Here is a 12,727-nt window from a genome sequence, read left to right on the forward strand (position 1 = left end):
GATGCTCTGCGCGATTAGCGCAGCAGGCTCAGCACGTTCTGCGGCACCTGGTTGGCCTGGGCCAGCATGGCCGTACCGGCCTGCTGCAGGATCTGGGTGCGGGTCAGTTCGGCGGTTTCCTTGGCGAAGTCGGTATCGCGGATGCGGCTACGCGACGCGGCCAGGTTTTCCGAGCTGGTCTGCAGGTTGGCAACCACCGAGGTGAAGCGGTTCTGCACGGCACCCAGGTCGGCGCGGGCGCTGTTGACCGAGGTCAGGGCAGCGTCGACGATTTCCAGGGCCTTCTGCGCGCCTTCGAACGTGGTGATGTCCAGGTCCTTGGCGAACGAAGCGGTCGCCGTGGCGGCCGCGGTGGTGGTGGCGGCGGTCAGGCCGGTGCCGGTGATGGTGCCACCGACGACCAGATCCTTGCCGGCCTTGACCGAGTTCAGGGTGACCTGATCCGCGGTGACCGAGGCGTACACGCCGGACTCGCCCATCTTGGCGTTGATGGCCGTGGCCAGCGACTTGGCGATGTCGGCACCGGTGGCGCCGTTCTTGTAGTCCACCTTGTCGATGGCGATGCTGTTGATGGTCAGGCCGCTGATGCTGCCGTCGGCAGCGGCAGTGGCGATGGCCGTACCGGTGACGTCGGCGGCGAACTTAACGTTGCCCAGCGAAGCCGAGCGCGCGTCAACGACCTTGTCGATGGCGATCGCCTGGCCGGCGTTGGCGCCGACCTGGAACAGCTGGCTGGTGAACGAGCCGTCGAGCAGCTTGGTGCCGTTGAAATCGGCCTGCTTGGCGACGCGATCGATTTCCGAGGTCAGCTGCTTGACTTCCGCATTCAACGCGGCGCGGTCAGACGACGAGTTGGTGGCGTTGGCCGACTGCACCGACAGCTCACGGATGCGCTGCAGGTTGTTGCCGATTTCGGTCAGCGAACCTTCGGCCACCTGCGCCAACGAAATGCCGTCGTTGGCGTTGCGGACCGCGACGTCGAGGCCGCGGATCTGCGTGCTGAAGCGCTCGGAGATGGCCAGACCGGCGGCGTCATCCTTGGCGCTGTTGATGCGCAGGCCGGACGACAGACGCTGGATCGTGGTGGCCAGCGATGCACCGCTGGTTCCCAGATTACGCTGGGCATTCAGCGAGATGGTGTTGGTGTTGATTACCTGTGCCATGAAATTTGACTCCAGAGGCGTTTATTGCACGGGGGACGAAAGTTCCAACGATTCCCCGCCGTGCCGCCGGGGACGCGAGGTTTAGCGTTGCAGCAAGCTCATTACGTTCTGCGGCGCCTGGTTGGCCTGGGCCAACATGGCGGTACCGGCCTGCTGCAGGATCTGCGTGCGGGTCAGCTCTGCCGTTTCCTTGGCGAAGTCGGTGTCGCGGATGCGGCTGCGCGAGGCGGCCAGGTTTTCCGAACTGGTCTGCAGGTTGGCCACGACCGAGGTGAAGCGGTTCTGGATGGCACCCAGGTCGGCGCGCGAACCGTTGACCGAAGTCAGGGCCTTGTCGACGATTTCCAGCGCCTGCTGGGCGCCGGCGAAGGTGGTGATGTCCAGGTCGGTGACGTACTTGGGAATCTGGCTGGTGGCGGCCGCCGTGGCGGTGTAGGTGCCACCGGTGATGGCCACGCCGAAGGCAGTAAACGCGCCGGCGTTGTTGACGCTGGTTTCCACCGAGGTCAGCTTGAGGCCGGTGCCGGCGGCATCGACTTCGGCGTACACGCCGGTTTCGCCCAGCTTGGCGTTCATGTGCGCGGCCACGGCCTTGGCGGCGGCCTGGTTGGTGGCGGCCACCGAACCTGCGCTCTTCACGGTCAGGTCCGGGAACGTGGTGACCACGCCCTTGCTGTCGGTGATGCTCAGGCCGCTGATGGTGACGTCGGCCGTGGCTGAAGCGGCGGCGGTCAGCGCCAGGGTGCCGCTGTCGAACTGCGAACCACCCAGGGTGGAGGCGCGGGCGTCGACCACCTTGTCGATGGCGATGGCCTGGCCGGCGTTGGCGCCGACCTGGAACAGCTGGCTGGTGAAGGAGCCATCCAACAGCTTGGTGCCGTTGAAGTCGGCCTGCTTGGCCACGCGGTCGATTTCCGCGGTTAGCTGCTTCACTTCCGCGTTCAGTGCGGCGCGGTCGGAGCTGGAGTTGCTGGCGTTGGCGGACTGGACAGCCAGTTCGCGGATGCGCTGCAGGTTGTTGCCGATTTCGGTCAGCGAACCTTCGGCGACCTGGGCCAGCGAGATGCCGTCATTGGCATTGCGCACGGCGACGTCGAGGCCGCGGATCTGGGTGCTGAAGCGTTCGGAGATGGCCAGACCGGCCGCGTCGTCTTTCGCGCTGTTGATGCGCAGGCCCGAAGACAGGCGCTGGATCGTGGTGGCCAATGAAGCGCCGCTGGTGCTCAGGTTGCGTTGAGCGTTCAGCGACATCGTGTTGGTGTTGATTACCTGTGCCATTTGGGTCGTCTCCTCTTGTTTAGGTTCCCGGCGTGGATGAAAGAGGGTGCTGCCGGTTTTTTGTTTGGCTAGTCAGCCCTCGCTTGCGAAAGGGATAACGGCGTTGCCAGAAAAACCTTTAGGGCAGTTGACGAAAAAATCGCGCTGGTGCTAGGGAATTCGTGCAGTTTCGGGTGCGCCGGGGCCGCCTTATTCGGCAGCTCCCGGGAGAACTTTAGGGGCGGATACTTTTCTGTTTTCCCGGTTGTAAAAGCCGGGTGGCTGGCGGGGTAGCGGGGCCAGGCCCCTGTCGGCAGGGCCCGGAATCCACATTTGTTCGACCTGAAACTCTCCTGGTAAGAGCTCCTGTCCCTGCCGCCAGGGGCCTGACCCCGCTTGGACACATCGCCAGCGTTTTGTTCTTGCGGTGCCAATGAACACAACGCTCGCAGCGTTTTGCTCCCTCCCCTGCGAAGCGGGGGAGGGCTGGGGTGGGGGCGAAGCGATGCGCGCAGCGCGAGCGCTACCTGCTGTTCGATCAGACAATGGGATGTAGGGAGAGTGGGAGCGGGCCCTGCGCAACAGCGACTGGAGCTCTTACCGCTACCGTCTCAGGTCGCACCTATGTGGATTCCAGGCGCTGTTGCGCAGGGCCTGCTCCCACTCACAAGCAGAACAACGCTCAAACCTCAAGGCACAGCGACCTTGTCAGCCGCAGCAGAGGGCACAGGCACCCGCCAGGCATCCTCGGGATTGTCGAGCAACGACAACCCCTGCAGCCGATACTCGCAACCGATCAAGACGCGCTGCTGCAAGCCGGGACGTTCTTCCTCGTAGATCACCAACGCATGCTGATCATCCAGCGCACCGGACAACGGCTGCGCAGCACTATCAGCCAGCCGTTCTTCCAAGCGCTTGGTGGCGGCATCAATCGGCCCCGCTACCACCATCAACACGCGATTCCCGGTAATCACCACCGCATCGCTGACATGGCCCCACGCATGCACCGGAAAATCCAGCCGATACAGATCCATCGCCGGATTGGAATACTGGCGATCCGTCTGCACGAACTCGTCGGGCCGCTCGCGCCGCAAGCGCGACAGCAGGCCGGGTAGGGCGACGTTGTCACTCCGGCAGGTCAGCGCATCGATCAAGGCATCCCCGGTGTCGTCGTTCACGGCAGCAGGCGTGGCCGCACGCGCGGGCTCTGCGCCCGTTACCGGCGCCGTCGCGCGCGTCGTCGGCTTGGGCTGCTGTGCCCAGGCGACCTGCATGCACGACACGCCCATCGCCATCAGCATCGCCGTGGCGAGGGAGGCACACCCCTGCGGCTTATTCCAGCTGCGCATTCGCGTAATCGGCATCCAGGGCTTCCATGGCATCACGCGGCTTCAGCTTGCCTGCTTTCTCGAAGGCATTCGCGGCCGCGTCTTCCTTCTTCTCGCCGTACAGCAGCAACAACACGTTGGCGTGTTCGATGTGGGTGATCGGGGCCTCAGGCGTCAACTTGAGCGCGGTCTTGATGTGCGACTCGGCCTCCGCGGCCTTGGCGCCGTAGGTCAGCCCGCCAATCATCGCGCCAATCTTGTCGATGATCTCGGCGTGGTACAGCGCGTACGCGGTATGCGCTTCGGCATGCTTGGGCGCCAGTTCCAGCGTGGTTTCCAGCGCGTCGCGGACCTTGCCGGCAATCCCCTGCTTGAGCGCCTTGACGATGCTCAGGCCCTGGCTGTAGCGACCCAGCGCGAACGCATGGCCGTAGTGGCTGCTGGGTTCGTCCGGCAGCGCCTTGATCGCGGCCTCGGCCAGCTTGGCGGCCTGTTCGAAGCGCTTGAGCTTCTCGGCCTCGTTGTCGACCAGGTAGGTGGCATGGATGCCGAGCGACTTGATCGCCACCATCGTGCCGATCGGGCCCAGCGCGACGCCGGCGTCGTAGGCCTGCTGGAAATCGCCGCGATGGAACGCACGCCAGGCGTCCTGCAGTGCGCTGGCCAGGCCGGCAGCGTCCTTGCTCTTGGCGGACTTGCCGGCAGCGTCGATCAGCGCCTGCGCGCGTTTGGCGTCGGGGAACGGTTCGGCGTCGCCGCCGTGCAAGGCCGGCCAGGCCTTCTTGAGGGCGTCGCCGTGGTAGGCGAATCCGGGGTTGGGGAAGGGAAACGCCTTCCACGCACTGCTTTTGCCGGCCATGTTGTTCCTCCTCCCAAAGGTGGCCCGAGCATGGCCGCCGGGCCAGTCACTGGCAAGTCCTGCCACGCAGCAGGCGCGGGTGTTTCTGCTAGGACCGGACAGGAACTGGAACGCAGGTTGCGCCCGGCAAAGGCCAGATAACCGCCGTGCGGGGCGGACCACGCCGATGACTCAGCGCTGGTAGGCGGCAATCAGTCCATGCAGATGCACGCGCTCGCCTTCGCGCAGGAACGGTGCCAGCAGCATCATCACCTGCACGATGCCATCGCGGATCGCCCGCTGTTCGTTGCGATCGCCGCGCGCGGCGGCGTAGTTGAGCCAGAAGGTGGCGATGACCAGGATGTTGGTGGCGGTCGCGGCCAGTTCCGCCGGCGTGGCGCGCATCACCTCGGCCACGCCCAGGCCGCGCATCACCTCATGGGCGCTTTCGTCGGCGCGCTTGAGCAGGCGCGCAAAGCGGATGCGCAGGCGCCGGTTGCGGCTGAGGATCTCGACCAGATCGCGATACAGGAATCGATAGTCCCAGATGCACTCGAACACCAGGTGCAGCTGCAGCCAGATGTCCTCCAGCCCGGGCAGGCGATCGCCGGGCGTGGTCAGGGCGACATCCATGCGCTCTTCGAACCGGCCGAAGAGCTGCTCGATGATGTCGTCCTTGTTGCGGAAGTGGTAGTACAGGTTGCCCGGGCTGATTTCCAGCTCGTCGGCGATGTGGTTGGTGGTGACGTGCGGTTCGCCCTGCGCGTTGAACATGCCGAGCGAGGCGTCCAGGATGCGCTGGCGGGTGTCGCGCGCCACGGCTCAGGCGGTCAGCTTCTTCACCAGGTCCACGTATTTCTTCTGCGCATCGGCCTGCGCGGTGCCCTTGAGCTTGGCCCAGGCCTCGTACTTGGCGGTGCCGACAAAATCGAAGAAGCCCGGCTTGTCGCCTTTGACGTCGCCTTCCGAGCCCTGTTTGTAGAGCGCGTACAGACGCAGCAAGGTGTCGTTGTCCGGACGCTCGGACAGGCCCTGGATATCCTTGGATGCCTGTTCGAATGCGTTTTGCAGATCGGCCATGGAAACGTCCTCCCGTTTGGCCGGCATCAGACCACGCGGAACTGGGGCGGTCAATCAGCGGGATTGTCGTTGGCCGATGGCTCTGGCATGTTGGCCGCAGGACCGGCGGAGGGGCCGGGCCACCAACACGGGACGGCACTCCATGAGCTATTTCGTCACCGGCGCCACGGGTTTCATTGGCCGCTATCTGGTTTCCAGGCTGCTCGCGCGCGAGGGCACGGTGTATGTGCTGGTGCGGCCGGACTCGCAGAAGAAGTTCGACGCGGTGGCGAAGAAATCCGGCTGGGACCTCAAGCGCATCAGCGTGATGGCCGGAGACATGAGCCAGCCGCGCTGCGGCTTGACGCCGGCGCAGGTGCGCCGCCTGGCCGGCAAGGTCAAACACTTCTTCCATCTGGCGGCCATCTACGATCTGACCGCCAGCGCCGAATCCCAGCGCATCGCCAACATCGACGGCACCCGCCACGCGCTGGACCTGGCGGCGGCGCTCAAGGTGGGGGTGTTCCACCACACCAGTTCGATTGCCGCGGCCGGGCTGTATCCGGGCATTTTCCGCGAGGACATGTTCGAGGAAGCCGAGGGCCTGGACGATCCCTACCTGCGTACCAAGCATGATTCCGAAGCGCTGGTGCGCCAGGAAAAACGCATCAAGTGGCGGATTTACCGGCCCGGCATGGTGGTGGGCGATTCGAAGACCGGCGAAATCGACAAGATCGATGGGCCGTACTACTTCTTCTCGCTGATCAAGAAACTGCGCGAGCTGCTGCCGCAATGGATGCCGGTGCTGGGCATCGAGGGCGGGCGCATCAATCTGGTGCCGGTGGACTTTGTCGCCGATGCGATGGATCACATCGCGCACAAGCCCAAGCTGGACGGGCATACCTTCCATCTGACCGATCCGGAGCCACTGCGGGTGGGCGAGGTGCTCAACACCTTCTGCCGCGCCGGCCACGCGCCGGAGATGACCATGCGCCTGGACGCGCGGATGTTCGCCTTCGTGCCCAGCGGCGTGCGCGCGGCGGTGGGCAACCTGCCGCCGATCCGGCGCTTCGTGGGCATGTTGCTGCGCGACTTCAAGATTCCGAAAGAGGTGTTGAAGTTCATCACCTATCCGACCCGCTTCGACAGCCGCGAGACCGAACGCGCGCTCAAGGGCAGCGGCATCAGCGTGCCGCGGCTGGACGACTACGCCTGGCGCCTGTGGGATTACTGGGAACGCCACCTGGACCCGGATCTGTTCATCGACCGCAGCCTCAAGGGCAAGGTGCGCAACAAGGTGGTGCTGATTACCGGTGGTTCCTCGGGCATCGGCCTGTCCACCGCGCAGCGCGTGGCCGAGGCCGGCGCGATCACGCTGATCGTGGCGCGTGGCGAGGATGAACTGTTCAAGGCGCGCGATGCGATGAAGGCCAAGGGCGGCAAGGTCTTCGCCTACACCGCGGATCTGGCCGACATGGCCGACTGCGATCGCCTGATCAAGACCGTGCTGGACGAACATGGCCACGTCGACATCCTGATCAACAACGCCGGCCGATCGATCCGCCGCTCCATCGAACTGAGCTACGACCGCTTCCACGATTTCGAGCGGACCATGCAGCTGAACTACTTCGGCAGCCTGCGCCTGATCATGGGCTTCATGCCGGGCATGACCCAGCGCCGCAAGGGCCACATCATCAACATCAGCTCGATCGGCGTGCTGGCCAACTCGCCGCGCTTCTCGGCCTACGTGGCCTCGAAGGCGGCGCTGGATGCGTTCAGCCGTTGCGCGCAGGGCGAGTTGTCAGGCAAGGGCATCAGCTTCACCACCATCAACATGCCGTTGGTGAAGACGCCGATGATCGCGCCGACCAAGATGTACGACAGCATCCCGACCCTGTCGCCGGAAGAGGCAGCGGAGCTGGTGGTGCGCGGCATCATCGAAAAGCCCAGCCGCATCGCCACCCGCCTGGGCATCTTTGCCGCGTTGATCAATGCGGTGGCGCCCAAGGCCTACGAAGTAATCATGAGCACGGCGTTCGAGTTGTTCCCGGATTCGGCCGCGGCCAAGGGCGATCGCAAGGCGCTCAAGGAAGCCGCGCCCAGCCAGGAACAGATCGCCTTCGCCTCGCTGATGCGCGGCGTGCATTGGTAGGCATGCGGCGGAAGGTGGCCATCCGGATCGGGTGGCCTTGTAGGAGGGGCTTCAGCCCCGACCCAATCCCACCGGCAGCGCCTGCTGGTTGCGCATATGCAGGGCCAGCGGCTCGATGCGGCTCCACAGGAACTCGCGCAGTTCGGCGTCGTCGACGTTTTCCAGCATCGACTGGTGGAAACAGGCCAGCCAGCCACTGACCGCGTCCATGTCGATCGCAAACGGCAGGTGGCGCGCGCGCAGCATCGGCGGGCCGTGGCGCTCGGTAAACAGGGGCGGACCACCGAGCCAGCCGCTGAGGAATTCGAACAGCTTCTGCTCGCTGCCCGACAACTCGTCCGGGTGCAGTGCACGCACGGCCGCGGCTTCGGGCAGGCTGTCCATCAGCGCGTACATGCGCACGGTGAAGCGACGCAGGCCAGCTTCGCCGCCGATGCGCAGATACGGTGTGGCGGCTGGGGACGTGTCTGTCTCGGCGGCGTCGTTGTCGCTGGCGCCCGCAGCCGCCGGCGTTACATGTTCTTGCATTGGCGCCAACGGATCGGATCAGTGCTGCCCTTGGGCGGATTCAACTGCACGCGCACCGTGCGCAGCGCCGGGTAGCGCTCGACCTGCTCGCAGATGCGCGGCCAGATCGCATCCGGGTTGCCGTCGTAGTCCACGGTGAGGGTCAGGCGGGTCTGCCAGACGCCGCGGATCACGCCGGGCGTATGCGACAGCTCGCGCGAGATGGCCAGGCGCTGGTCTTCCAGTTCCGCCTCGCTGGGTTCGTGATAGGTGTCCACGGCCTGGGTGGCGGCCGGTGCGGTGGTCGCCGGGGCGACTTCGGCGGGCGCCGCCGGGCGCGGGCCCTCGTTGATCCACCAGTTGGCCAGGGCGGTCGATACGACCGCACCCAGCGCGAACGCGGCCAGCCAGGCGATGCCGATATGGCGGCGCGCGCGCGCCTTGGCCTGCTGGACCAGATCGTGGCGCAGGTCGTCTTCTATCAGTGGCTTGAGCGCGTCCCACAGCGCCGGTCCGTCGAGGACTTCGATATTGCGGCTGCGCGCGGCCTCGTGGCCTTCCTTCTCGACCCGGCCTTCGGTGGCCAGGATGCCGCCCGCCGCGCCGGACAGGCGCACGCTGGCGGCCAGTTCTTCCACCGGCGCGGCGCCGATGCGGTAGGCCGAACCGTGCTTGCAGGACAGCTGCCAGTGGCGTTCGCCCTGGCGCAGGGTGAAGGTGCTGCGCGGATCGCGGGCTTCATCGCCGCGCGTCTCCAGGCTCAGGCCGCGGCGTTGCATCGCCACCAGCACCAGTTTGGAGAATTCCCGCCAGCGCAGGCCCGACAGGGCGTGCAGGCCGCTGGCGATCTCGTCGTTACGACGACGGACAAGCCACAGGTACAGGCTGGCGGCGATGCCGGACAACAGGGTGATGGCCAAACCGGACAGCCAGAAGAGCATGGAAAGTGCGCGTTCGAATGAAGGCGCAGATTCTAGAGGGAACGAGAGCGTCCGGGTGACGTCAACCTGTACGCGCCGGGGTCATTTCTGGCCGCGACGCGAAACGCGGGCACAAAAAAGCCCGCCAGTCCGAAGCCGTAAGGGGAGGGGAGCATACGTACTTCGCTGGACTGGCGGGCGATTGGGATTGTTGCGCGTTGCATGCTGCCATGCAACAAAACTTTCCTGTTTTTCAGTCAACGCACTGCAACGGTGCGTTCACGTCGTGGCTTTGCGCGCTGTGCGCTTCGTGCTGGTGCGTTTGCGCGGCGCCGCCGTGGTGGCTTTGGTGGGTTTGCGGACGCTCTTTTTGGCGGGCGCGGCTGCCGGTTTCTTGACGTTGCGCTTGCTGGCCGCGCGTTTGGCCACCGGCCCCAGGCCGCTGAGGCGACGCAGTTCGGCATTGAGCGAGTCGACGCGATCCAGCAGGCCGCTCAGATCCTCGCGACTGGGGACTTCAAGCCGACGCAGGGCGCGCTGCACGCGATCTTCGAAGACTTTTTCCAGGCGATCCCAGGTGTCGGTGGCGCGTTCGCGCGCCTGGCCCACGGTCTGCTCCATCGCATTGCGCACGGCGTCGACGCGACCACCGGCCAGCTTGCGCGTGCGCTGTTCCAGATTCAGGCCTTCCTTGACCAGGGTCTCGAACAGCTTGCCACCCTCGGCCTGCGCGCGGCCAAAGGCGCCGACGCCGGCCAGCCAGACCTGCTGCGCCGATTCGCTGAGGTTCTTCGACAGACGCTGAGCCTGGGCCTGCAGGTTGTCTTCTTCTGCGGCCTTGCTCTTGCTGGTCTTCTTGCGGGCGGACTTCTTCAACGTGGCCATGGTGATCCCGTCGGTGCTGTGGAATGTGAGTTGAGAATTCGTCGTTCCACTAGAGTTTTCACACGAGTTCGGGCGAAGCCCGAACTCCCCAAAGTTTGCGTGGCAAACTTCGGGCCCCGTCGCGCATTGCCTATCCCTTCGTTCGCACATGCGTGCAAACTTGCCCCCTTGACAAAGGGGGCATTGAAAAGCCCTGATCAGCGCGCCACTGCGCGCTGGCTGGCGATGAACTGCTCCACATCATCCAGTGCGCGGCGCAGGCGGGCGGTGGTGTCGGTCATGCGCGGGACGATGTCCAGGCCGGCCAGGATCGAGCGGTTCTTCTGGTTGACGATGTCGCGGCGCAGCTTGACGCCGTGGGCGGCGAGCATCGGTTCCAGCACGTCGGCGCGGCGACGCAGGTCGGCCAGAGTGTTGCGGTAGGCCAGCTGGCAGACGCGGTGGCGCGAGGAGAAGCTGAAAAGGTTGGTGAAGAACAGCTCGCTGTCGTTGGCGTTGGGTTCGAACACCAGCTGATCGATGTTGGGGAACTGGTGCGGATACTTCTCCAGGCCAATCTGCATGCGCGACTGCAGCAGCGTGCGCAGGGTCTGCGAGAGCACCGCCGGCAGGCCACCGCTGGCCAGGCCCACCTGCTCGACCTCATCCAGCTGCGGCGTGGCGCGGGTGGCGTCGAACGGCACCAGCGGGTTGATGCCGATCATCAGGTCGATGCCGCGCTCTAGCACGGTGGAGGCATGCATGGTCCGGCGCAGGGCGCCGTCCAGATAATGGCGGCCGCGGATTTCCACCGGCGGGTACAGGCCGGGCAGGGCGGCGCTGGCCTGCACGGCCTGCGAGATGGGCACGTTGTCCCAGCCGGGTTCGCCGAAGCGCACCGCTTCGCCGGTATCCAGGTCCACGGCCACGACGAACAGGTCGGCATCGAGCTTGCGGAAATCGTTGCTGCGACCACGGCGGCTGAAGACATCGCTGAGGAAGGCTTCCACCCCGGTGTTGTCGAACAGGCCGGTGGGCACCAGCCCGCCAAAGCGCAGGATCAAATCCGACCAGCGCACCGCCTTGCGCGGGTTGCGCAGCAGCCGCTTGCCCCATTGCGCGTACAGGCCGGGCAGGCTGGCGACGCGGCGCAGGTATTCGTCGACATTGGGGCGCAGGAAGGTCTCGGTGCGGAACTGCGCATCGTCGCTGGTGCCGGTGATGAAGATCCGGCACATCTCGGCGGTGCTCATGCGATTGGCCAGGCCCGCGGCCAGAAACGCCCCCGAGCTCACGCCCACGTAGCAATCCAGACGGGTCAGATCCAGGCCGTCCAGCGCCTCGTCCAGCGCGCGCAGTGCGCCCAGTTCGTACATGCCGCCAATGGGACCACCGCCGGCAATGGCCAGGCCGATGCGGCCGCCGTTGCCACGCTGTTTGGCGCTGTGGAGTGAAAGCATGCCGGTCCCGGGTGCAAGTCTGGGGCGAGTGTAGCCTGCGTCCGCCGGCCGACCCTAAAGCATCGCGTTGGCAGAGGATCGCCGGGGCATGGCTTGCGCCTTCACGGCCGGGCCGGGATCATCGCCCCCATGGCTGCCACCCCATCCGTCAGCGAGCGCCTGGCCCGGCAGCTCACCCGTCATCAAGCCCTGCACGATCCCCGGCGCGAGCCGCGCAATGCGTTGCCCTGGCTAGCGGAACTGCGGCGCTGGCAGGCTGCGCGGCTGGAGGACAGCTTTTCCCATTTCCTGGCCGACCCCGAGCGCGGCGGCGCGGCGCGATTCTTCCTGACCGACGTCTATGGCGATCACGACTTCAGCCAGCGCGATGCCAATGTGGCCAAGGTCATTCCGATGATGCAGCGCCTGCTGCCCGCGGCCGTGCTGGACACCGTGGCCGACGCCATCGAACTGGGCGCGTTGACGCATGCGCTGGATCTGGACATGGCGCAGGCCCTGCAGGCGCTGGCGCCGCGCCGCAAACGGCTGGATGCGGCGCTGTATGGCCAGGCTTACCGGCAGGTGGGCCAGCAGGACGTGCGTGAGCGGCAAATCGATTTGATCGCGCGGCTGGGCGTGGGCCTGGCGCAGGCGGTGCGGATGCGCGGGGTGATGACCCTGCTCAAGCTCTCGCGGGGGCCGGCGCGGGCGACCGGGCTGGGAGAGCTGCAGGGGTTCCTGGAGCGCGGCTTTGCCGCGTTCTCGGCACTGGGCGATGGCCGTGCATTCGTGCGCGATATCGAGCAGACCGAGCGGGAAGTTTCGTGCGGGTTGTTTGCGGGGCACGCGGCCCCGTTCGACGTCAGCTGAACTTTTCGTCCAGCACCCGGCGAATCTCCGATTCGATCGGCCCCTTCATCGCCGACAGCAGGAAACCCAGATCGGCGGTGACATGCAATTGCTTGGGCAGCAGGGCGATGCGGCCGTCGACGCCGGAGCGATTGAACTTGAGCGTGTCGCCCACCCAGGCGTAATCCATGTCGAAGCGCTCGGAGAGTTTGCGCGCCACATCCTCTACCGCCTTGCGCGCCTGCGCCGGCGTCTTGCTGTGATCGTGGAGGATGTCGATGCTGGCCATGGCGGGTCTCCGAAGCGGGTTGTGCGGCGTGCCTGACGCAGGCTGCGCGGCGACGTGCGCCA

Annotated in this window: 13 protein-coding genes; 2 read left to right on the forward strand and 11 right to left on the reverse strand. The window is 65.8% G+C overall.

Annotated features, from left to right (window positions below):
- Positions 1 to 14: 14 nt before the first annotated feature.
- The 6 genes from B5X78_RS16930 to B5X78_RS16955 all read right to left on the reverse strand — a co-directional run bounded on the left by B5X78_RS16930 (position 15) and on the right by B5X78_RS16955 (position 5,666).
- Positions 15 to 1,163: a flagellin gene (locus tag B5X78_RS16930; protein ID WP_079725930.1), complete on the reverse strand. Its 1,149-nt coding sequence runs from the start codon at positions 1,161 to 1,163 to the stop codon at positions 15 to 17.
- Positions 1,164 to 1,244: 81 nt separating this feature from the next.
- Complete coding sequence (locus B5X78_RS16935) at positions 1,245 to 2,441, reverse strand: flagellin (protein WP_079725931.1); 1,197 nt, start codon at positions 2,439 to 2,441, stop codon at positions 1,245 to 1,247.
- Between the two features lie 668 nt (positions 2,442 to 3,109).
- A complete protein-coding gene (locus B5X78_RS16940; RefSeq protein WP_139381609.1) occupies positions 3,110 to 3,769 on the reverse strand; it encodes a hypothetical protein in 660 nt (219 codons plus the stop codon).
- Complete coding sequence (locus tag B5X78_RS16945) at positions 3,753 to 4,607, reverse strand: tetratricopeptide repeat protein (protein ID WP_079725933.1); 855 nt, start codon at positions 4,605 to 4,607, stop codon at positions 3,753 to 3,755. The genes B5X78_RS16940 and B5X78_RS16945 overlap by 17 nt, the downstream gene beginning before the upstream one ends.
- Positions 4,608 to 4,778: 171 nt before the next feature.
- Complete coding sequence (locus B5X78_RS16950) at positions 4,779 to 5,405, reverse strand: TetR/AcrR family transcriptional regulator (RefSeq protein WP_079725934.1); 627 nt, start codon at positions 5,403 to 5,405, stop codon at positions 4,779 to 4,781.
- Between the two features lie 3 nt (positions 5,406 to 5,408).
- Positions 5,409 to 5,666: an acyl-CoA-binding protein gene (locus tag B5X78_RS16955; protein WP_079725935.1), complete on the reverse strand. Its 258-nt coding sequence runs from the start codon at positions 5,664 to 5,666 to the stop codon at positions 5,409 to 5,411.
- 142 nt (positions 5,667 to 5,808) lie between these two features.
- On the opposite strand from B5X78_RS16955, the gene B5X78_RS16960 reads away from it, so the two are divergent.
- Positions 5,809 to 7,797, forward strand: a complete 1,989-nt coding sequence (locus B5X78_RS16960) for an SDR family oxidoreductase (RefSeq protein ID WP_079725936.1) — start codon at positions 5,809 to 5,811, stop codon at positions 7,795 to 7,797.
- Between the two features lie 51 nt (positions 7,798 to 7,848).
- Here the strand turns inward: B5X78_RS16960 and B5X78_RS16965 are convergent, their stop codons facing one another.
- From B5X78_RS16965 to B5X78_RS16980, 4 genes are all read right to left on the reverse strand, one after another.
- Entirely contained in the window at positions 7,849 to 8,325 is a 477-nt protein-coding gene (locus B5X78_RS16965) for a group II truncated hemoglobin (protein WP_079725937.1), read from the reverse strand.
- Entirely contained in the window at positions 8,310 to 9,245 is a 936-nt protein-coding gene (locus B5X78_RS16970) for a restriction endonuclease (RefSeq protein ID WP_079725938.1), read from the reverse strand. The genes B5X78_RS16965 and B5X78_RS16970 overlap by 16 nt, the downstream gene beginning before the upstream one ends.
- Positions 9,246 to 9,503: 258 nt before the next feature.
- Positions 9,504 to 10,109, reverse strand: a complete 606-nt coding sequence (locus B5X78_RS16975) for a phasin family protein (RefSeq protein ID WP_079725939.1) — start codon at positions 10,107 to 10,109, stop codon at positions 9,504 to 9,506.
- 197 nt (positions 10,110 to 10,306) lie between these two features.
- A complete protein-coding gene (locus B5X78_RS16980; protein WP_079725940.1) occupies positions 10,307 to 11,548 on the reverse strand; it encodes a patatin-like phospholipase family protein in 1,242 nt (413 codons plus the stop codon).
- 129 nt (positions 11,549 to 11,677) lie between these two features.
- On the opposite strand from B5X78_RS16980, the gene B5X78_RS16985 reads away from it, so the two are divergent.
- Positions 11,678 to 12,397, forward strand: coding sequence for a DUF8198 family protein (locus B5X78_RS16985; protein ID WP_079725941.1), 720 nt, complete (start codon positions 11,678 to 11,680; stop codon positions 12,395 to 12,397).
- Here B5X78_RS16985 and B5X78_RS16990 read toward each other — a convergent pair.
- Positions 12,390 to 12,665 carry a polyhydroxyalkanoic acid system family protein gene (locus B5X78_RS16990; RefSeq protein ID WP_079725942.1) on the reverse strand — a complete coding sequence of 92 codons (276 nt, stop codon included), beginning with the start codon at positions 12,663 to 12,665 and terminating at the stop codon, positions 12,390 to 12,392. The two genes, B5X78_RS16985 and B5X78_RS16990, sit on opposite strands and share 8 nt — an antisense overlap.
- Between the last annotated feature and the right edge of the window lie 62 nt (positions 12,666 to 12,727).

This window comes from Pseudoxanthomonas indica, from assembly GCF_900167565.1.
GTDB classification, from domain to species: Bacteria; Pseudomonadota; Gammaproteobacteria; order Xanthomonadales; family Xanthomonadaceae; genus Pseudoxanthomonas_A; species Pseudoxanthomonas_A indica.

Coding starts and splice junctions, on each gene's coding strand:
- B5X78_RS16930 (WP_079725930.1), bottom strand. CDS start 1,163: ATGGCACAGGTAATCAACACCAACACCATCTCGCTGAATGCCCAGCGT.
- B5X78_RS16935 (WP_079725931.1), bottom strand. CDS start 2,441: ATGGCACAGGTAATCAACACCAACACGATGTCGCTGAACGCTCAACGC.
- B5X78_RS16940 (WP_139381609.1), bottom strand. CDS start 3,769: ATGCGCAGCTGGAATAAGCCGCAGGGGTGTGCCTCCCTCGCCACGGCG.
- B5X78_RS16945 (WP_079725933.1), bottom strand. CDS start 4,607: ATGGCCGGCAAAAGCAGTGCGTGGAAGGCGTTTCCCTTCCCCAACCCC.
- B5X78_RS16955 (WP_079725935.1), bottom strand. CDS start 5,666: ATGGCCGATCTGCAAAACGCATTCGAACAGGCATCCAAGGATATCCAG.
- B5X78_RS16960 (WP_079725936.1), top strand. CDS start 5,809: ATGAGCTATTTCGTCACCGGCGCCACGGGTTTCATTGGCCGCTATCTG.
- B5X78_RS16965 (WP_079725937.1), bottom strand. CDS start 8,325: ATGCAAGAACATGTAACGCCGGCGGCTGCGGGCGCCAGCGACAACGAC.
- B5X78_RS16970 (WP_079725938.1), bottom strand. CDS start 9,245: ATGCTCTTCTGGCTGTCCGGTTTGGCCATCACCCTGTTGTCCGGCATC.
- B5X78_RS16975 (WP_079725939.1), bottom strand. CDS start 10,109: ATGGCCACGTTGAAGAAGTCCGCCCGCAAGAAGACCAGCAAGAGCAAG.
- B5X78_RS16980 (WP_079725940.1), bottom strand. CDS start 11,548: ATGCTTTCACTCCACAGCGCCAAACAGCGTGGCAACGGCGGCCGCATC.
- B5X78_RS16985 (WP_079725941.1), top strand. CDS start 11,678: ATGGCTGCCACCCCATCCGTCAGCGAGCGCCTGGCCCGGCAGCTCACC.
- B5X78_RS16990 (WP_079725942.1), bottom strand. CDS start 12,665: ATGGCCAGCATCGACATCCTCCACGATCACAGCAAGACGCCGGCGCAG.